At 63.3% G+C, this 18,063-nt stretch carries 17 protein-coding genes; 8 read left to right on the top strand and 9 right to left on the bottom strand.

The genetic code is table 11. The annotated features are described in order from the left end of the window. Window positions 1-22 precede the first annotated feature (22 nt). The 3 genes from FHT78_RS00725 to FHT78_RS00735 all read right to left on the bottom strand — a co-directional run bounded on the left by FHT78_RS00725 (window position 23) and on the right by FHT78_RS00735 (window position 2,373). Complete coding sequence (locus FHT78_RS00725; protein WP_183739146.1) at window positions 23-922, bottom strand: helix-turn-helix transcriptional regulator; 900 nt, start codon at window positions 920-922, stop codon at window positions 23-25. Between the two features lie 45 nt (window positions 923-967). Beyond that, window positions 968-1,363, bottom strand: coding sequence for a hypothetical protein (locus tag FHT78_RS00730; RefSeq protein WP_183739149.1), 396 nt, complete (start codon window positions 1,361-1,363; stop codon window positions 968-970). 110 nt (window positions 1,364-1,473) lie between these two features. Continuing rightward, entirely contained in the window at window positions 1,474-2,373 is a 900-nt protein-coding gene (locus FHT78_RS00735; protein WP_183739152.1) for a LysR family transcriptional regulator, read from the bottom strand. A gap of 179 nt (window positions 2,374-2,552) precedes the next feature. Between FHT78_RS00735 and FHT78_RS00740 the strand changes: the two genes are divergently transcribed. Further along, a complete protein-coding gene (locus FHT78_RS00740; protein WP_183739155.1) occupies window positions 2,553-3,887 on the top strand; it encodes an MFS transporter in 1,335 nt (444 codons plus the stop codon). 39 nt (window positions 3,888-3,926) lie between these two features. Here the strand turns inward: FHT78_RS00740 and FHT78_RS00745 are convergent, their stop codons facing one another. Next, window positions 3,927-4,892: a LysR family transcriptional regulator gene (locus FHT78_RS00745; protein ID WP_183739158.1), complete on the bottom strand. Its 966-nt coding sequence runs from the start codon at window positions 4,890-4,892 to the stop codon at window positions 3,927-3,929. Window positions 4,893-4,935: 43 nt separating this feature from the next. Here FHT78_RS00745 and FHT78_RS00750 point away from each other — a divergent pair, with 43 nt between their 5' ends. Further along, window positions 4,936-5,517, top strand: coding sequence for a DUF4440 domain-containing protein (locus tag FHT78_RS00750; RefSeq protein ID WP_246715027.1), 582 nt, complete (start codon window positions 4,936-4,938; stop codon window positions 5,515-5,517). 100 nt (window positions 5,518-5,617) lie between these two features. Here FHT78_RS00750 and FHT78_RS00755 read toward each other — a convergent pair whose 3' ends face one another. Beyond that, the gene (locus FHT78_RS00755; protein ID WP_246715029.1) at window positions 5,618-6,499 is read right to left on the bottom strand and encodes an alpha/beta hydrolase; all 882 of its coding nucleotides are present in this window, start codon (window positions 6,497-6,499) and stop codon (window positions 5,618-5,620) included. Window positions 6,500-6,588: 89 nt separating this feature from the next. On the opposite strand from FHT78_RS00755, the gene FHT78_RS00760 reads away from it, so the two are divergent. Further along, entirely contained in the window at window positions 6,589-7,185 is a 597-nt protein-coding gene (locus FHT78_RS00760) for a TetR/AcrR family transcriptional regulator (protein WP_183739164.1), read from the top strand. Window positions 7,186-7,218: 33 nt separating this feature from the next. On the opposite strand, the gene FHT78_RS00765 is transcribed toward FHT78_RS00760, so the two are convergent. Continuing rightward, on the bottom strand, window positions 7,219-7,386 hold the full coding sequence (locus tag FHT78_RS00765) for a hypothetical protein (RefSeq protein WP_183739167.1): 168 nt from the start codon (window positions 7,384-7,386) through the stop codon (window positions 7,219-7,221). Between the two features lie 37 nt (window positions 7,387-7,423). Beyond that, window positions 7,424-8,662, bottom strand: coding sequence for an alpha-D-ribose 1-methylphosphonate 5-triphosphate diphosphatase (locus FHT78_RS00770; RefSeq protein WP_183739171.1), 1,239 nt, complete (start codon window positions 8,660-8,662; stop codon window positions 7,424-7,426). Between the two features lie 187 nt (window positions 8,663-8,849). Here FHT78_RS00770 and FHT78_RS00775 point away from each other — a divergent pair, with 187 nt between their 5' ends. Both FHT78_RS00775 and FHT78_RS00780 read left to right on the top strand, forming a co-directional pair. Further along, a complete protein-coding gene (locus FHT78_RS00775) occupies window positions 8,850-10,016 on the top strand; it encodes an MFS transporter (protein WP_183739174.1) in 1,167 nt (388 codons plus the stop codon). A gap of 83 nt (window positions 10,017-10,099) precedes the next feature. Next, window positions 10,100-10,834, top strand: coding sequence for a phosphotransferase (locus FHT78_RS00780; protein WP_183741778.1), 735 nt, complete (start codon window positions 10,100-10,102; stop codon window positions 10,832-10,834). A 187-nt stretch (window positions 10,835-11,021) separates the two neighbouring features. Here FHT78_RS00780 and FHT78_RS00785 read toward each other — a convergent pair whose 3' ends face one another. Next, on the bottom strand, window positions 11,022-11,501 hold the full coding sequence (locus FHT78_RS00785) for an Lrp/AsnC family transcriptional regulator (protein WP_183739177.1): 480 nt from the start codon (window positions 11,499-11,501) through the stop codon (window positions 11,022-11,024). An 85-nt stretch (window positions 11,502-11,586) separates the two neighbouring features. Here FHT78_RS00785 and FHT78_RS00790 point away from each other — a divergent pair, with 85 nt between their 5' ends. Continuing rightward, the gene (locus tag FHT78_RS00790) at window positions 11,587-12,561 is read left to right on the top strand and encodes a DMT family transporter (protein ID WP_183739180.1); all 975 of its coding nucleotides are present in this window, start codon (window positions 11,587-11,589) and stop codon (window positions 12,559-12,561) included. A 182-nt stretch (window positions 12,562-12,743) separates the two neighbouring features. Then, the gene (locus FHT78_RS00795; RefSeq protein ID WP_246715031.1) at window positions 12,744-15,362 is read left to right on the top strand and encodes an autotransporter outer membrane beta-barrel domain-containing protein; all 2,619 of its coding nucleotides are present in this window, start codon (window positions 12,744-12,746) and stop codon (window positions 15,360-15,362) included. A gap of 407 nt (window positions 15,363-15,769) precedes the next feature. Here FHT78_RS00795 and FHT78_RS00800 read toward each other — a convergent pair whose 3' ends face one another. Further along, on the bottom strand, window positions 15,770-17,260 hold the full coding sequence (locus FHT78_RS00800) for a PLP-dependent aminotransferase family protein (RefSeq protein WP_210289730.1): 1,491 nt from the start codon (window positions 17,258-17,260) through the stop codon (window positions 15,770-15,772). A 171-nt stretch (window positions 17,261-17,431) separates the two neighbouring features. Between FHT78_RS00800 and FHT78_RS00805 the strand changes: the two genes are divergently transcribed. Beyond that, a complete protein-coding gene (locus tag FHT78_RS00805) occupies window positions 17,432-18,052 on the top strand; it encodes a C39 family peptidase (RefSeq protein WP_183739186.1) in 621 nt (206 codons plus the stop codon). Window positions 18,053-18,063 lie beyond the last annotated feature (11 nt).

Raw genomic sequence — 18,063 nt, forward strand, 5'->3', positions numbered from 1 at the left:
GACGAAGACGGGCGGAACGGGATCAATTCGGCTCTCGCCTGAACGGCACCAGATTGGACGGCGAGCCCGTCCCGCGATCCGGACCGCTATGCTCGCCCGGTTCCGCGCGCCAATCCGCCAGCCTGTGCGGGCTCGCCGACATCTGGTCACTGAAATAGCGCGTCGGCGTCGTTCCGAGCATGCGGCGGAACATGGCGATGAAGGCGCTGACGCTTTCATAGCCGAGATCGCCGGCAATGACGGTCACGAGCTGCCCCGCAGCCAGGCGCTGCAGGGCGACGCCAATATGCAGCTGCTGGCGCCAGCGCACGAAGGACATGCCCGTTTCCCGCTGGAACAGGCGGCTGAGCGTCCGGTTGCTTGCGCCGACCCGCGCACCCCATTCGTCTATGGTGAACCGCAGGCCCGGCTCGGCGACCATCGCCTCAGTCAGCCGCTGCAGCCTGCGATCGGCGGGCATCGGCAAATGGATCGGTTCGAGCGGTGCTGCGCGCAGCTCATCGAGGAGAACGCCCACGAGACGATGCAGCCGTTCGGGCTCCATCTCGGGGCTATCCGGCCGCGGCTCCAGGCGAAAAATCAGCTCGCGCAGGAAAGGCTGGACGAAGAGAATGCCGCATTCGTCCTTCAGGCCACCGGTCAGTTTCGCGTCGACATAGAGATTGCCGATCTTGATATGGCCGGCCATCCGACCGCTATGGGGGACGCCGCCCGGTATCCACAGGGCGCAATTCGGCGGCACCGTCCAGACACCGCCGGCTGCCCTCATCGTCAGCACGCCGCCCATCACATAAAGCAACTGGGCCTTGCGGTGCCGATGCGGTTCGGATTCGCCGACGAAATTCGCCTCGGTGATGAAACTGAAGGCTGGGCGCGAGACCTCGTCGATCGCAGACGGATCAAATGTCCCTGGAATATCCATTGCCGGTCCTCACGGGTAAGTCTCATCTATCACTGAAGCCGGAGATCAGAGCAACCACGCGTCATCCCTGCTGCCGAGCAGGCTCCGCCCCTTGCGCTCCGCCTCTTCCTCGTTTGCCGCAAAGACGATTGCAAAACCGAAGGCCTTTCCGGCCGTGACAGCCGCAATCTTGATCGCGGCCGATATCGGCCTGCCGCCGTCGATGACGATCATGCCCCGGCAATAGGCCCTCATCCGGTCCTTGATCTTCTTGAAAAACAGCGCCCGCTCCTTGCGCTCCTCCTGCGTCTCGTCCTCGTGATCGTCAGGCGCGTGATCCGTGACCAGCACGAAAGGCCGCCTCTCCTCCAAAAGGGCCTCGATCTGGTCGTTGATGGAGGTTTCTGCATCGGCATCGGTGCGGATGAAGACGACAGGCAGGCGGGAACGATCGAGAAGCATGGGGCAGCGGCCTTTCGAAATGGAAGCAAGTGAGGAGAGACTAGCATTCCGCGCAGGCGCCGGATTTCGCGAAGCTGCCAACAAATGCCTGATATCGGCCAAGTTTTGCGTCAGTTCATTGACTTGAAGGTCTCAAAGATCAGCGCTCTCAGCCAGCGATGAACGGGATCAACATCCATCCGCGGATGCCACGCCTGGACGATGTCGAAACCCGACACGGCGACCGGCAGCTCGAAGGTCCTGATCTGGCTTGTTGCGGCGGATTGGCGATAGGAATTCGGGATCGCGCCGATCAGATCGGATGCCGCCGCAACCGCGATGACAGCTGGAAAGCTTGGCACGATCAGTCTGACATCGCGGCAGACGCCGAGTTCGGCGAGCGCCCTGTCGACCGGACCGGTAAAATCCGCGTGCGGTGAGAAGAGCACATGGCCCCAGGCGGTATAGTTCTCGACGGTGATCTCATCCGCATCGAAAATAGGGTGTCCTGCCCTTGCGAGACCCACATACCGGTCTGCGAAAAGCGTCTGGCAACGCAGTTCCCCGCTTTCAGTCGGCAGGACGCCGATATCCAGATCCACGGCCGCGTCTCTCAAGGATTGAACGTCCTTGTCCGATCGCGGCGCAAACCGAAGCCTTATCCCTGGCGCGGCGTTCGCCACGGCAGCGCTCAGGCCCGCGGCAAAGATAAGCACAAACGCCTCATTGGCACGGATGGTGAAATCGCGGCGCACCTCACGGATTTCCACTGATGACGGCGGACTGAGCACCGTTTCCACAGCGTCTTTCAACGAATGCACGTCTTCGGCAATCGCCAGGGCATGGGGCGTTGCCACCATGCCGCGCCCGGCCGGCACGAGGATCGGATCGCCGAGCGCAGCCCTCAACCGTGACAGCGTCCGGCTCATGGCTGATGTACTGAGGCCAAGCCGGCGCGCCGCAACCGACACGCTTCTCTCGCGCAGCAGCGCATCCAGGGCCACCAGGAGATTGAGGTCGAGGTCGGACATCGCTCCATTTATTCAGGTATGGCGTTTCATGCAACAGCTGTTTGATTTTGTTGCGTCTGGCGCTCGCAGTCATCAAGGCCTAACTAGTCGGCCATCCGATAACGATTGGGAGTCTCTCAATGTCCCTCGCCTCAACCGCACCGATTTCTCAGGATGGCCCAGCATCGCCTCGGCAGTACATGGCCATCGCACTTATACTTCTCTCAGCTGTTCTCGTCGTTCTTGATGGAGCCATTGCCAACGTCGCCTTGCCGTCGATCGCGCTCTCGCTGCACGTGGAAGCGGGCAGCACCGTGTGGGTCGTGTCAGCCTATCAGCTGGCCGTGCTGGTTGCCCTTCTTCCCTGCGGCGCGCTCGGGGAAATCTATGGCGCGCGCCGGGTCTTCCTGATCGGTGTCGCGCTGTTTACCGCCGCTTCGGCTGCCTGCGCCTTCGCGGGCGACCTCTCCCTACTGATCCTTGCCCGTTTCGCGCAGGGCCTCGGCGCGGGCGCGATCATGGCGCTCGCCATGATGAACCTGCGCTCGGCCCTGCCGCAGCACATGCTGGGTCCGATCATCGGCGTCAACGCCATGGTCATCGCGATTTCTTCCGCTGCCGGTCCGGGCATTGCCGGCGCCATCCTGTCCGTCACGACCTGGCCCTGGCTCTTTGCGGTCAATATACCGCTCGGCATCGTCGTGCTGCTCAGCGGAGGTCTTTTGGAGAAGATGCGGGGCACGAAGCGAAAGCTGAACGCCAAGGCTTTGCTCGCCAACACGTCGATGTTCATCCTCTTCTTCTGCGGCACCGACCGGATAGCGACTGCGCCGGCAAGCGGCGCGGTGCTCATTGCCGCCTCGATCGCCTGCCTTGTCCTCCTGCTTCGCCTGGAGCGCAACAGCGACGCCCCGATCATTCCGACGGATCTCCTGGCGGCACCTGCATTCCGCGTGGCGGTCATCGCCTCGGTATCCTGCTTCTGCGGCCAGATGCTGAGCTACATCGCGCTCCCCTTTTATCTCCAGCGGACGTTGCACATGGCTCCGGTTCTGGCCGGTCTCTACATGATGCCCTGGCCGGTTGCGACCGCGATCATCGCGCCATTTTCGGGACGTCTGGCAAACCGCGTCAAGACCGCATGGCTTTGCGCGGCAGGCGGCGCGCTGCTTTCTGTCGGCCTGCTTGTGGCAGTTCTCGGCCCGCCCGATCCGAGAGGCATCGCGTTTCTGGTCGGCACTGTCATCGCCGGCCTGGGTTTCGGCCTGTTCCAGACGCCGAACAACCGCATTCTGCTTCTCTCGGCGCCGAAAGCCAGAAGCGGCGCGGCAGGTGCCATGCAGGGCACCGCACGGCTTCTCGGCCAGACGCTCGGCGGAATCTCCATGTCGCTCATCTTCGCGACATTGCCGCAATCTGCCGCGCTGGAATTTGCGGTCGTCCTGTCGGCCGGCTGTGCGGCAATTGCGAGCCTGGTCAGCCTGAGCCGCGCCCGCTACGAACTGGCAGGACAACAGGGAGAGAGAGGACGATGAGTATCCTGTCCCGGCGCCAAAGCATCCGTTCGTTCCCTGTTAGAACGACCCCGCAGGACCCTCAACCTCACACGCCGACAGCAGCATTCCGAACAACCAGCTCAGCCCGGCATCCAGCATTGCGGCCCGCGGGGCGACGGCGCTCAGCCGGAAACGCGGCAACGGCAGAGGAGCATCGACCGTCACCAGGCCAAAGCGCGGCGCGTAGAGTGCGGCGAAGCGCCGGGGAACGGCAACCAGCAAGTCGCTCTCGCCGGCGATGGCGAGCGCGAACATGAAGTTCGGCACCGTCAGCGCCATCCGCCTGTTTAAGCCCCGCTGTTCAAGCGCCGTGTCGACGAAACCGTGCGGATCACCCCCAAGTGACACGACCAGATGCCGCATTCCGATATAGCGATCGAGCGTCGGTTCCTGCGCGAAGGCATGGCCGGCGCGCATGGCGATGACGAAATCCTCTTCGTAGAGCGTCAAACTATGAAAGCGCGCCGGGATGTCACCGGAAGGCACAATCGCAATATCCATGGCGCGGGCTTCGAGATCGGCAAAGGCGTTGCGCCACGCCCGCGCCAGCGCGCTTTCGCCCTGCTCCGGCAGCAGCTGGCGTATGCTGATATCGATCCCAGGCGCCGACTTTTCCAATCCGGAGAGCAGCGCGGACAGGAAGACCGCGGAAACGCCGTCCGGCGCACCGAGCGTGAAACGGCGGCTCGACCGTGCCGGATCGAAGGGCTCGGCCGTCGAAATCACGCTTCGCACCCTGGCAAGGATTTCGGCAACCGGCGCTGACAGTTCCATCGCCCGGGCCGTCGCCACCACGCCCCTCGGTGTCCTCACGAACAGCGGATCGTTGAGCATGCGCCGCAGGCGGCCGAGCCCGTGGCTGACGGCAGATGGCGAGATATTCAGCCGGTCGGCGGCGCGGCCGACATGGCCCTCCTCGATGACGGCTTCGAAAAGCACGAGGAGATTGAGATCGGCGCGTGAAAGATCAGTTTCATTCAGCATATCGCTGAAATCATATCATTAGCCTCAGCATCAGCAAACTGGCATGTCTGAGGCACGGGGCGTCGCAGCCGCGTTTTCGAACTCCAGCCTTGCAGAGGAGCATGCCATGTCACCGTCTCGCCGATCCCTTCTCGTCGCCGGCCCGGCCGGTCTTGCCTCCCTCGCCGCCGGCGCAGCCAGCAGCCGGGCATCTATGCAGGCGGCCGATCTCGCCCTGATCTCGGAGGAAGCCAATGCCGCGCTGATGCGGGGCGAGGTCGCCACCTACCGGGCGCTGGTGCCGCGCACCGAGAATTTCACCCTGATGTCACCTTTCGGTGGCCCGCCCTCGCGCGAGGCAGACATTACCGAGAAGACCTGGGATGGCATGAGCCGCTTCTTCAGGAACGGGACGCTGAAACAGGAGCTTATCCAGACCTATGCCGGCACCGACATGATCGTGCTCGTCACCGTCGAGCGCGCCAATGTCGAAGTCGGCGGGCTGCCGGCACAGGATTGGGCGCTGCGTGTCACGCTCGTCTACCAGCGCGAGGGCGGAGAGTGGCGGCTTGCGCACCGCCACGCCGATCCACTGCGCCATGCCATTACGTTGCAGCAGGCGGCGGCATTGGGCCGCGGGGCATAGGAGAGCGATCCCCCAACCTCCTCATTCCTGTGCTTGTCACAGGAATGAGGAGGTTGGGGCGGGCCGCGCCACCAGCCCTGCCTGCCCGCCGCCTCCAGAATTATTTGCCCGATACCGCGTCTCTGAACTCCGCCAGATCACTGTTGAAGCGCGGCGCTTCCTCCAAAAATGGCGCATGCCCCGACTTCGCATAGATCTTGGTTTCGACCGCCGGATTGAGCGACCGGGCACGCGCGATGCTCGGCTCGACTTTGACGAGATCGTCCTTACCGCCATAGAGCAGCAGGACCGGCACGCGCGCCTTGGGCAGACCCTCTGCGGCGGAAACGGTCATCGAGGGGACGGTCCGCGTCATGATCCACGAGGCCATCGCGGCATTGGACAGCAAGCGCTCGAAGGTTGTCGTGTCGGGCTTCGTGGCAAAACACAGAGCCAGGAAGGTGTTCACCGCATCGAGGTGCTCTTTCAGCTCATCCGAAGCCATGCCTGCATAGACTTCGGGGTGCGCGGTGATCAGCGCGGCATTGAGCTCGATGACGCCGTCGACATAGACGATCCCGCCAAGGCTGTCGTCTCCGTAGCCGGCAAGATAGTTGGAGATAACCACGCCGCCGAGCGACCAGCCGACGAGGACAGGCTTTTTCGCACCCGTCGCCTTCAGGACCGCCGAGAGATCGTCCGCCCAGCGGCGCCCGTCGCGATAGGCTTCGGCATCGTCGGGCTTGCCTGACAGGCCGTGGCCGCGCATGTCGTAGCTGATCAGCCGATAGTGCTGCAGTTTGGGGCTGGCGACCTGCATGTCCCAGTTGAGATGGCTGCCGAGCAGGCCATGGATGAAAACGATCGCCGGCCCGGCGGGATCGCCCGACTCCTGCACCGCGATCTCGACGCCGTCAGGCGCCCTCACCGTATAGTCCTTCTCCACCGCCATCGCCACGGAAGACAGGCCTATCATCAGGACGACAACCCAAATTGCGCGCATTATTCTTATCATGCCAAAATCCTTATATTTAGTGATCACTACAAACTAACGGCTTGCTTTTTGCTGTCAAGACGTCTTTAGTGATCACTATGAATAAGGTTGTGAAAACACGGCGCGGCGGTCCGCGAACCTTCGACCGGGACGAGGCGATCGACATCGCCATGCGCCTCTTCTGGAGGCACGGATATGAAGGTGTTTCGCTGAACGACCTGACGGCCGCAATCGGTGTCGCGCCCCCAAGTCTCTATTCGGCTTTCGGCAGCAAGGCGGGGCTCTACCGCGAGACGCTCGATCGCTATCTCGGCCTGCCCCGGGCGTTACAGAACATCAAATCCACCACAACCCTTCAGGAGACGGTCGAAGCCATGCTCCACAAGGCAATCGATGCCGTTACCGACCCCGCGGCGGAGCGCGGCTGCATGATCTCGAACGGCATGATCCAGTGCGGGCCGGATCATGCGGAACTGGCCCGCGAACTGGCGGAGCGCCGAAACCAAATGCGTGACATGATCGCGGAAACGCTCGGGCGCTGGCTCGATCCGGACCGCGCCGTCTCCCTCGCCCGCTATCTCGTCGCCGTCCTCCAGGGACTGTCCATCCAGGCACGCGACGGCGCCTCGCGGCAGGAATTGCGGCAGGTCTCGGACGAGGTGATCGCGGGCGTGAAGGCGAGAGGCTTCGGCTGAAACGGCGCAATTGCCGCAGCGCTGTCAGCAGCCTCACTCCTCTTTCGCATCCTCGTCGTCGTCAGCCGCTTTCGGCTTGCGGGACGAGCGCAGGTTATCAAAGCCCATATAGTGGTCTGCGTCGGACGTGTTCCATTTGCCGGCCAGATAGATGATCGTTATGGCCACAGCGAAGATGAGCAGGACATAGAGCGCTTCCATATTTTGGATGTAGCGCGGATAGCCGATCTGAATAGGATCAGGCGATCGCCAGTTCCCCGGCGGGTGCCGCGCGATAGGCTTCCCGGCCTGCGACCCAGGTGCGGCGAACGGCGGGTGCGGCACCATCGGGCCAATCAACCAGCACGAGATCCGCCCGCTTGCCGACTTCGATGACGCCGCGATCGGTGAGTCCCGAGGCGCGCGCCGGATTATCAGAGACGAGCGGCCAGAGCGCATGGAGCGGCGCCACGCCATCGGCCTTCAGCCTTGCAAGCCCGAGCAGCATCGCCGGATAGTAATAGTCCGAGGCGAGAATATCGCAGAGCCCTTCGCGGATCATGTCGGCCGCGCCGATCGAGGCAAGATGGCTGCCGCCGCGCGTGGCGTTCGGTGCGCCGAAGACGATGAAGTCGCCGGCATCGCGCGCAGCCCGCGCCACCCGCCGGTTCATCGGGAATTCGCAGATCCGCGCGCCGCGCTGGCGGAAGAAATCGCGCGTTTCGATCTGGCTGTCGTCATGCGACAGCATCGGCGCGCCCGCGGCCTTTCCGAGTGCTGCAACGTCCTCGATTGCCTCAGGCACCTGCGGCCGGCGCTCCCACATGTTGCGCACGAGCGCCACCATGTCCGGCACCGGGATTTTCGCCCGCTTGGCGCGTTCCGCCATCTTCTCGGCGAAGGCAGGCGTTTCGGGATCGACTGTCGGGAAGGCCGGATCGAGGTCGAACGGCCGCTCCTGCAACGGGATCGACGGATGCAGCATCACCATCGACGTGTGATCATTGAAGGCAATCGACGGCAGGCGCGGGCCGGCAAGCGCCTCGCGGATGAGCTCGACCGCCTCGAAGCAGAAGGTTTCCCAGCGCAGCTGCACGCGATTGTCCACCGTCAGCCGCGGGGTCAGCGCATCGAGGGCGCGCACGATGGCATAACCGGTTTCGACCGAGCGAAGCCCGGGCTCCCAGCTCAGCGTCAGCGCATGATAGGCCGTCGCGATGCCGTTGGCGGCAAGCTGGCGGTCGGTTTCGAGCAGCGCGGCAGGAACCGGCAGCATGGTGCCGGGCCGCGGCATGACCTGCCGCTCGAAGGCATCGCCATGAATGTCCAGGAAAGCCGGCCCAAGCAGATGGCCGCGCCCATCGATGACATCGGCCCCGTCGCGCGCGCCGTCTATATTGGTGATCCGGCCGTCTTCGATCCGCACGGAAGCGGTCTCCAGACGGTCGCCGAATACAACGGTTGCGCCCTCGATGATCACGGCCGGATTGTTCTGCATGGTTCTCATCCCAGGAAAAAGAAGAGGCGCGGCAGCCGAGTCACCGGCTGCGCGCCATCAGCCGCTTCTAACCAGCCGACATGACAGATTTGCGACCGTCGCGGAACACCTCCGATCAAATATTTGAATGACAGACATCGACGGGACGCAATTGGTCGCGACCTCTTGCTCTGCTACCAGAGAGCCGATGACCACACGCTCGAAAACCCCACTCCTGTTCGTCCTGATCGCCAGCGGAACCGTTCTCGGCATTGCCGGGACCGACCTGGTGCTTCCGGCCGTCCCGAGCCTGCCGGGGCAGCTTGGCGGAAGCATCGAGGTTGCGCAGCTCGTGCTTGCGGCTTACGCGTTCGGCACGCTGGTCGGGCTGCTTGCCTTCGGCGAACTGGGCGCGCGGTTCGATCCGCGCAAGCTGCTGATCTGGTCGCTTGTTTTTTTCGGGCTTGCCTCGCTTGCAGCAGCGGAATCTCCTTCGATCGAATGGCTGATTGCCCTGCGTTTTGCCCAGGGCGCCTTCGGCTCCGGCCCTGCCGTCTTCGCGCCCGGCTTCATCCAGGGCCTCTATCCGCACGACAAGGCGGCGGCCGCCATGGGACGGCTCGGTTCCGTTGAGTCCCTGGCGCCGGCGCTGGCCCCGATTGCCGGAGCCTGGCTCTTGGAATTTGGAGGCTGGGAGATTTCCTTCGTGCTGCTGGCGGCGCTTTCGGCGCTGATAACAGCGGCCGTTTTCCGGCAGCGCGCCCATTTCCCGCGGCCGCGCCAGATGGAAGATCACCACAGCTATCTCTTCATTCTGAAGAATCTCGAATTTCTCTTCTACGCGCTGAGCCAGGCCCTGTCGCTGGGCGCGCTGCTCGTCTTCGTCTTCGGCCTGCCGGCCGTGCTCACCGGCCCGCTCGACAGGGGGATCGAGGATTTCGTCATCCTGCAGGTCTGCGGCATCGCCATGTTCATCCTGGCCGCGAATTCCTCCGCACGGCTGGCCGCGAAATTCGGCACGCTCGAGATAATCCGCACCGGCACGGCGATCATGCCCTGCGCCTTTTTGGCGATCTTCGCCTACGCGCTCACGGGCTCAGGCAGCCTTTACGTCCTCGTGCCGCTCTGGGCGATGTTGAATTTCGGCTTCGGCATCCGCGGGCCGATCGGCTTCCATCGGGCCATATCGGCTGCCCGCGGCGATCATTCGCGCGCAGCCGCGATCGTCATCGCCGCGATCCTCGGCATAGCGGCACTGGGAACGACCGCCGTCGCCCCATACATCTCCGTCGGTCTCTGGCCGCTTGCGATCGCCGGTGCCGTGATCTCGGCTCTCGCAATGCTGTCACTGGTACCGCTCAAGAGCCTTGATTGAAGGCCGCTCGCGGGAACATCGTGATGTCGTAAACTTTCGCCATGTCTTACGTCATTCAGTCGTTACCGTCAGGGATATCGCCAATGGGATGGGAAGCACTCCGGCAATGGGGTGAAGACGCGGTTCGCATCGAACCGCTTAGGGGTGGAGTTGCCAACGACGTGTGGAGTGTCCGCATCCGCGGGCAGATCGCGGTCGGCCGTCTCGGCTCCAGGACCGACGCCGATCTCGCATGGGAAGCCGCTCTGCTCCAGCATCTCGACCGGGAAGGCATGACCGTTCCAGTGCCGATCCCGACGACTGACGGCCGGCTGTTCGCGGACGGTCTGGTGGTGATGAAATACATGGAGGGCGGACCGCCCGAGACACAGTCAGACTGGCGCCGCGTGGCCGGCACGCTCCGCGAACTGCATCGGTTGACGCAGGGCTGGCCGCAGCGTCCAGGCTGGAGGTCGTCGACCGATCTCCTGCATGCCGAAACCGGAACGAGGATCAACCTTTCCGCAATGCCGTCCGAGGGCGTTGTCCGGTGCCGGGCAGCGTGGGCGCGGCTGGAAGGGCGTCGGACCTGCGTCGTCCACGGCAATCCAAATAGTCCTGGCAACGTCCGCATGACCGCAGATCGGGTCGCGCTGATCGACTGGGACGAGTCGCACGTCGATGTGCCCGACCTCGACCTGGTGCTGCCCGGCAACGCTGCCGGTCTCGACGACGGCGCGCATGATATCGCCGCGCAAGCATCAGCCGCATGGGAAGCCGCCGTCTGCTGGCAGGACGAGTACGCGGTCAGGCGGCTCGCCGAGGTCCGCGCAGTCTGAGCAGCTTCGGCGGATCAACGGGGAGACAGCCCCCCACGGCGGCAGCTTTACCGAGGCACAGATCCAGGTATTGCTGCTGACCAACACCGTGACGAATGGCTGCGAGTGGGCGGTCGGCTTTCATTCGTTCCTGGCCATTTAGTTGCCGGATGAGAAATCGGCATAGGCCCAGCCTCGTTGCCCCTTCTTACAAAGGCGGCAAGCGCCGTTTGACCGAGGTTCCCTTGATGACCGCCGTGCTCGTGACGGCGTGCTCGGAAAGCGCTTCCAGAACGTCGTCCATTTGTTCGATCGTATGGACCACCAGGCGGGCAAGAAACGGGTCATCGCCTGTGATCTTGTCGCATTCGATAAATTCCGGCCGCTCCTGAATGAGCCGCTCGACAAGGTGCAGCTTGCCGGGGAGCGGTCTGATCCTGACCATCGCCCTTATTTGATACCCAATCGGGCGCGTATCCACATCGATGGTGAAGCCCTTTATGACGCCGGCAGCTTCCAATCGCCGAACGCGCTCGGATACGCTCGGCGCGGACATGCCCACGAGCCGCGCGAGCTCGCTCATCGACAAGCGGGAATCGGAATCGAGCGCGGAAAGGATGCGCGCGTCCGTCGCATCGAGCGTCGACTTTCCAGTTTGAAGGTTATGAGGTGCTTTTGCCTTCGCCATGGCAGGCAATCTAGCCAAGTTGCCCCGGCACTTCCATGGAAATCGCTCCGGTCGCACTGCATGATAGTTTCAACAGGAGACAATCATGCTGCTTGGGATCATCGCAGGCCTTACCACGTGCGCCCTATGGGGGCTGACCTTCGTCGCTCCGCGTGCCGTTGCCCCTTTTACGCCGTGGGATTTGACCATCGCCCGCTATTGCATCTTCGGTTCGGCCTGCCTGTTCCTCATGGTTGACCGACGATTCCGGCCCGCGGGCTTCGCCCCCTCGCGGCTCCTGACCGGGCTGCTGCTCGGCGGAGCGGGATATGTCGGGTATTTCGTCAGCGCCGCCTTCGCCGTTCAGCTCTCAGGTGCAGCGGTGCCGCCTGTTATCGCAGGCACAATGCCGATTTTTCTGGCGATCATCGCGAATTTTCGGCATCGTTCGGCGCCGTGGCATTCCCTGACCGTGCCGCTGTGCCTGATTGCCTGCGGCGTGGCGATCGTGAACGTCGCGGCGATAGGCGCGGCCGACCTCGCAGATATGACGTCGGTTCTGCTCGGCATTGTCGCCAGCCTGGCCGCATTGGCGATCTGGATTGCCTACGGGCTTGCAAATGCCGCAGTCATGCGATCGGCAGATCCGCCCGATGGCCTGCAGTGGACAGGCATCCAGGGCATTGGCGCGGCGATCGGCAGCCTGCTGCTGCTGCCGCTGGCTTCTTTCGAGCCGGCCGATGCCGCATCCACTTATCGTTTCGTTGCATGGGCATTGGTCATGGGGCTTGCCGGTTCGTGGTTTGCGACCTGGTGCTGGGTCGTCGCTTCCCGTCGCCTGCCGTTGGCGCTCTCGGCCCAACTCATCGTCGCAGAAACGGTTTTCGGCCTTGCCTATGGCTTCGTGTTCGAGGGGCGGCTTCCACATCCGGCAGAAGCAATCGGGGCGCTTTTGCAGGTCTGCGGCGTCTCTTCCGCCATCGCAGCTTTCAGCAGGAATCGACCAACGCCAAGGAGTCAGCAGAGCCAGGCACTGCCCGTCACGCAGCGGCGGCGGAACCAGACGTTACCAAAACCCTAACATATTGATTTGTAAGGCTGTCACATTTGAATATTTTGTTGCTGCCCGGCAACAACCCGTCGCCCTGGACACAATCAGGGTCGCTTTTGTGATAAGCTGATCTTGCGGGACAGGCCGAACCCGCGCACAAAAGCACATCCTTTAATCGTATTTATATTAGCAACAACTTCATGAGAGGCAGCATGAGCTTCGGCGTTGTCGGGAATTTTGATAAGGCAAGACTTTTCACGGGCGTCAGCCTTGTGGCGCTGATGCTGGGCTGTTGCATCTCCCCCCCGGCATGGGCCGGCACGTATCCCGTAAACAGTGACGCCGCCCTACGGGCCGCCATTCAGACCGCCAACGCCGATGGCGACGCCAATGCGACGATCGTCTTGACCGGAAGTTTTTCTGTGTCGACGACGGCACTGCCGAACCCGACGAAACCGATCACGATCGATACCAACGGCTTTGTCCTGACGAATAACTACGATGCGACAGCCGGCACGACCAGAGGCACGCTCACGATCCAGCAATTGGTCGGCGCGAATGTCCCCGTCACGTTCTCGGGCACTCTGGTGGCAGCAAGCGCCGGTGCCGCTGCCACGACGGCAGGGCAAGTCGGTGCCGTCGTTACTGCAACCAAATTCACCAATAATGGATCGGTCCGCGGCGGAAATGGCGGCGGCGGCGGCGGTGCCGCAGCCTCTGGCGGCATTGGCGTGCGGGTGGTGGGAGGCTCGTCTCTCACCAATAACGGCACCATCGTGGGTGGCGACAGCACGTCGGCGGGCGGTGGAGCGGGCGTCGCCTACGGCAATTCGGTGGGAGGTCCGAATACAATCCTCAATATGGGGACGATCCGCGGAGGAAACGGGCCAAGCAACGGAACTAGTGCAGGTGTCGGTATTCTCGCGCAAGGCGGAACAGCGGGCCAGATCGTCAATTCCGGCACGATCGAGGGCGGAACGGGTGCTGCTGCCATCGTGGCGTCGAACGGAATAATAAACCTCGATATCGTCAACAGCGGTACGATCCGGGCAGGCGCCGGCCAGACGAACGCGATCAACCGGTCACTGGCGGCAACAACGGGCACGCTGACGCTGGAGCTGCAACCGGGTTCTGTGATCGAAGGCAACATCATCGCGGGCGTGACGCCGACGACAGACGTGCTCCGCCTCGGCGGCACCGGCAGCGACAGCTTCGATGTCTCGGCAATCGGTGCTGCCCAGCAATACCGGAACTTCGACACATTCGAGAAAACCGGCAGCAGTACCTGGCTGCTGACGGGCGTCGGCACCGCGACGACCGACTGGACGATCTATGACGGCACGCTGCTGATCGGCGATCACAGCGCCGCTTCGAGCGTCATCGGCGACATCACCAATTTCGGCACGCTCGGCGGCAGCGGCACGATCTTTGGCGATGTGACGAGTTCCGGCACAGTCGCCCCCGGCAATTCCATCGGTACGCTGACGATAGCAGGCAACTATACCGGCAACGGCGGCACGCTTGCGATCGAAAGCGTGCTCGGCGGCGATGCCTCGCCGACCGACCGCCTTGTCGTCACCGGCAACACTGCGGGCATGACCAACGTCAAGGTCACCAATCTCGGCGGCGGCGGAGCGCAGACCGTCGAGGGCATCAAGATCGTCGATGTCGGCGGCACCTCGGCCGGGAGCTTTTCGCTGCTCGGCGACTATGTCTTCCAGGGCGATCAGGCCGTTGTCGGCGGTGCCTACGCTTACCGGCTCTATCAGAACGGTGTGTCCACCCCGGCCGATGGCGACTGGTATCTGCGCTCGGCACTGACCAATCCGGCCACATCAGGCGCACCCGCGGCACCGCTCTATCAACCCGGCGTTCCGCTTTACGAAGCCTATCCGCAACTCCTGCTTGCCCTGAACGGACTGTCGACGCTGCAACAGCGCCTCGGCGACCGCTATTGGCATGGAGATAGCGCGGCGGCATTGGCCAAAGGACCAGACAATGTCTGGCTGCGCACCGAGGGCACGCATGCGAGCATAGAGCCCGACAGCAGCACCACCGTCGACAGCTACGATTACAACCTGTTCAAGCTGGAGGGCGGTCTCGACGGCGAGCTCTATCAGGACAAGGCCGGCCGGCTGATCGGCGGCCTGACCGTCCATTACGGCACGATATCAGGCGACATCGACTCCCTCTACGGCAATGGCGATGTCGACACGACAGGCTTCGGGCTTGGCGCCACGCTCACCTGGTATGGCGACAACGGCCTCTATGTCGATGCCCAGAGCCAGACCAACTGGTATGACACCGACCTCAAATCCGATCTCGTCGACGGCGCCATGGAAAGCGGCAACAATGGCTTCGGCTATGCGCTGAGCCTGGAGACCGGCAGGCGTTTTGCGGCCTCCGGCCCGTGGTCGATCAGGCCGCAGGCCCAGCTCGTCTATTCCTCCGTCGACTTCGACACGTTCAACGACCGCTACGGCGCACGCGTGTCGCTCGATGACGGCGACAGCCTGCTCGGCCGGCTTGGCGTGGCGCTCGACCGCGAGGAGACAATGCAGCGGGCCGATGGCCAAACGGCACTGGCGAAAATCTACGGCATCGCCAATCTCTACGGCGAGTTCCTGGATAACACGGCGGTCGATGTCTCCGGCACCGGTTTCGAAACGAAGAACGATCCGGTCTGGGCGGGACTGACCCTCGGCGGTTCCTACATCTGGAACGACGATCGCTACTCGCTCTACGGCGAAGTCGCCGCGAAATCCTCGCTGAAAGATTTCGGCGACAGCTATGCGGTTAGTGGAACTGCAGGCTTGCGCGTGAAGTGGTAACCGTGGCGTCGTCCAGGGGATGGGTTCTTCCTGCCTATCTGGTTTTACTTGCTGGTGGCGCTGGGATGTAGCGGCGGAGGCAGGCTCCTGTTTTCGATGCGGCTTCCTGGACGGGGCATTGAGGGCATCGCTCCTCCGTCACCAAGTCAGAAACGAGCAAGGTAGTGCGCCCGCGGTCCCTCATCCGGCCCTTTGGGCCACCTCTCCCCGTTGGGTAGAAGGGGGAACTCGCGGCGTAGCTTGCAACGAGAGACGCTTTGAGACAAGCGAGCCGTTGCAACGACACCCCTTCTCCCCTTGGGGAGAAGGTGCCCGAAGGGCGGATGAGGGGGCCGCGCGCACCGCCTTGCTCGTTTTCTGACTTGGCAAGGAAGATTGGGGTTTCTGCAGTCACCCTCACCCTCCCGTCAAAACACCCCGCCCCCAAACACCTCCGCAAGCACCCGCGTCCCCATATCCGCCTCCTCCTCGGAAAGCCCGGAGAACCCGAAGAGCAGCCGCAACCGATCCGTCGAGACCACATTCATGCGCGACAGCGGCATCACCACCACGCCCCTCTTCAGCGCCGCAGCGGAGACGGCGGTATCATCGTCCCAGCTGCCCGTGCTCCTGACCGTGAGATTGATCCCCTGATCCGGCAGCAGCACCGCCATATGCTCCGCCAACCGCTCCCCCAGAAACCCGGCCAGCATATCGCGCGAGGCCCTGAGCCGTTCCCGCAGTCGCCGCAGATGCGCCGGAAAATACCCCTCCTCCAGAAAATCGGCGATCACCCGCTGCTGGAAGCTCGGCGGGCAGCGGTCGACGGCGGGGCGCACGGCGCGGAAGGCGGGCACGAGATCGGCGGGGACGACGAGGTAGCCGATGCGCAAGCTCGGCAGCAGCGCCTTGCTGAAGGTGCCGGTGTAGAGAACGCGGTTTGCCTTATCGAGGCCGTGCAGCGAGGCGATCGGGTGGCCGTGGTAGCGGAATTCGCTATCGTAATCGTCCTCGATGATCCAGCAGTCGTTTTCCTCGGCATAGGAAAGCAGCCCGAGCCGGCGCGAGAGCGAGAGGACGGAGCCGACCGGATATTGGTTGGAGGGCGTCACGTAGAAGGCGGCGGGCGGCGCGATCATGCCGTCGAGCAGGCGGGCAATATCGATGCCATCGGCGTCGACCGGCAGCCCGACGACCTCGATGCCGTTCAGGACAAGGCATTGCCGGGCCGGCGGATAACACGGGTCTTCGACGACGGCCGTATCGCCAGGCGTCATCAGCACGCGGAAGGCAAGGTCGAGCGCCTGCTGCGTTCCAGCCGTGATGAAGATCTGCTCCGGGCTGCAGCGCACGCCGCGCGAGACGGCGAGATGGGCGCTGATCGCCGCCCTCAGCCGCAAGTCGCCCTGGATGTCGCCATAGCCTTCGAAAGCGTAGTTCATATGCCTGACGGCGATGCGGTTCAAAAGCCGCGCCGTGCGCTCGTCATGGGCGATGCGGCCGGTGACGAATGGCAGCGCCTTCTGCGGCTCGAGGCTCGGCCCGCGCGTGAGGATCGCGGTCGCGGCCGCCGACACGCCGCGGCGGGCGGGTGGCTCACCCTTCCCGTCAATGTCACCGATGCGAGACACGCCCTCCGGTATCGTCGACGCGATATAGGTCCCGGAGCCATGGCGGGCGACCGCAAAACCCTCCGACATCAGGATCTCATAGGCTTCCGCGATGACGCCGCGCGAAATGCCCCATTCCGTTGCGGCAATCCGCGTCGAGAGCAGCCGCTGCCCGGCAGCCAGCCGCCCTTGCGTAACGGCATTCCGTAACGAGAGGTAAAGCTGCCGCGGCAAGGGTGCCGATGACGAGGGATCGATATCAGGCTGGAATGTCGCTGATGGTCCTTCGCGTCTTCTCACAATAGTCACCGGCTCTCTCGCAGCCATTCAAGCGGCTCATTCCTGTGGTTCATCGCACTTCACGCAATCCAAGTGGCCCACAGGATCACGGCAAAGTGGCTCTGTAAAATAGAGAAAAATTGCATTTAATGTAAGCCACTTTCTAGCGGGATTCGCCTTGCATTGCCTGACGGAGACGACATGAACCAACCGAGCCTCGACGTGCCCTGTTTCAGCCAGTGGGAGACGCCCGAGATGACCCTGCCGGTGCTGGCCGAAGGTGCTGATGCCCTGCACCGCGACCCGCTCTGGAGGAATTCCGGCGCCGATACGATCGAGGAATATGCGCGCTGGGCGGTCAATGTCTGCGGCATGGCCTGCCTGAAAATGATTCTGGCCGCTCGCGGCGAGGCCCATCCGATCCTCTCGCTCGCAAGGGCCTGCACCAGCTATGGCGGCTATGTGGTCAACGACGCGGACGCCTCCATCAGGGGGCTGATCTATGCGCCCTTCGTAACCTTCGTGCGCGAGCGCTTCGGGCTTGCGGCCGACGTGAGGACAGAGGTGCAAGCGGAAACCATTCCCGAGATCCTTGCGGGTAACAGCTTCTTCATCGCCTCCGTCAGCAGCACCATCCGCTGGCCGGAGCGCGAGCCGCCGGGCAAGGGCGGCCATCTGGTACTGGTGACGGCGGCCGATGACGAGAGCGTGCGCTTCCACAATCCTTCAGGCCATGACCGCGCCAGCCAGGCCAATGTCACCCTGCCCCTTGCCACGTTCGACCGCTTCTTCGCCAACAGAGGCATCGCCGTCGGCTTCTAGTTTTTGTTTTC

Origin of the sequence: Rhizobium sp. BK196 (assembly GCF_014193255.1) — a bacterium.
GTDB lineage: Bacteria > Pseudomonadota > Alphaproteobacteria > Rhizobiales > Rhizobiaceae > Rhizobium.

What these genes read in the sequence shown, in the direction of transcription:
- FHT78_RS00790 (WP_183739180.1), top strand. Translation starts at nt 11,587, where the DNA reads ATGCTGCTTGGGATCATCGCAGGCCTTACCACGTGCGCCCTATGGGGG.
- FHT78_RS00740 (WP_183739155.1), top strand. Translation starts at nt 2,553, where the DNA reads ATGGCCATCGCACTTATACTTCTCTCAGCTGTTCTCGTCGTTCTTGAT.
- FHT78_RS00760 (WP_183739164.1), top strand. Translation starts at nt 6,589, where the DNA reads ATGAATAAGGTTGTGAAAACACGGCGCGGCGGTCCGCGAACCTTCGAC.
- FHT78_RS00750 (WP_246715027.1), top strand. Translation starts at nt 4,936, where the DNA reads ATGTCTGAGGCACGGGGCGTCGCAGCCGCGTTTTCGAACTCCAGCCTT.
- FHT78_RS00730 (WP_183739149.1), bottom strand. Translation starts at nt 1,363, where the DNA reads ATGCTTCTCGATCGTTCCCGCCTGCCTGTCGTCTTCATCCGCACCGAT.
- FHT78_RS00775 (WP_183739174.1), top strand. Translation starts at nt 8,850, where the DNA reads ATGACCACACGCTCGAAAACCCCACTCCTGTTCGTCCTGATCGCCAGC.
- FHT78_RS00745 (WP_183739158.1), bottom strand. Translation starts at nt 4,892, where the DNA reads ATGCTGAATGAAACTGATCTTTCACGCGCCGATCTCAATCTCCTCGTG.
- FHT78_RS00755 (WP_246715029.1), bottom strand. Translation starts at nt 6,499, where the DNA reads ATGCGCGCAATTTGGGTTGTCGTCCTGATGATAGGCCTGTCTTCCGTG.
- FHT78_RS00770 (WP_183739171.1), bottom strand. Translation starts at nt 8,662, where the DNA reads ATGCAGAACAATCCGGCCGTGATCATCGAGGGCGCAACCGTTGTATTC.
- FHT78_RS00780 (WP_183741778.1), top strand. Translation starts at nt 10,100, where the DNA reads ATGGGATGGGAAGCACTCCGGCAATGGGGTGAAGACGCGGTTCGCATC.
- FHT78_RS00735 (WP_183739152.1), bottom strand. Translation starts at nt 2,373, where the DNA reads ATGTCCGACCTCGACCTCAATCTCCTGGTGGCCCTGGATGCGCTGCTG.
- FHT78_RS00765 (WP_183739167.1), bottom strand. Translation starts at nt 7,386, where the DNA reads ATGGAAGCGCTCTATGTCCTGCTCATCTTCGCTGTGGCCATAACGATC.
- FHT78_RS00785 (WP_183739177.1), bottom strand. Translation starts at nt 11,501, where the DNA reads ATGGCGAAGGCAAAAGCACCTCATAACCTTCAAACTGGAAAGTCGACG.
- FHT78_RS00795 (WP_246715031.1), top strand. Translation starts at nt 12,744, where the DNA reads ATGAGCTTCGGCGTTGTCGGGAATTTTGATAAGGCAAGACTTTTCACG.
- FHT78_RS00725 (WP_183739146.1), bottom strand. Translation starts at nt 922, where the DNA reads ATGGATATTCCAGGGACATTTGATCCGTCTGCGATCGACGAGGTCTCG.
- FHT78_RS00805 (WP_183739186.1), top strand. Translation starts at nt 17,432, where the DNA reads ATGAACCAACCGAGCCTCGACGTGCCCTGTTTCAGCCAGTGGGAGACG.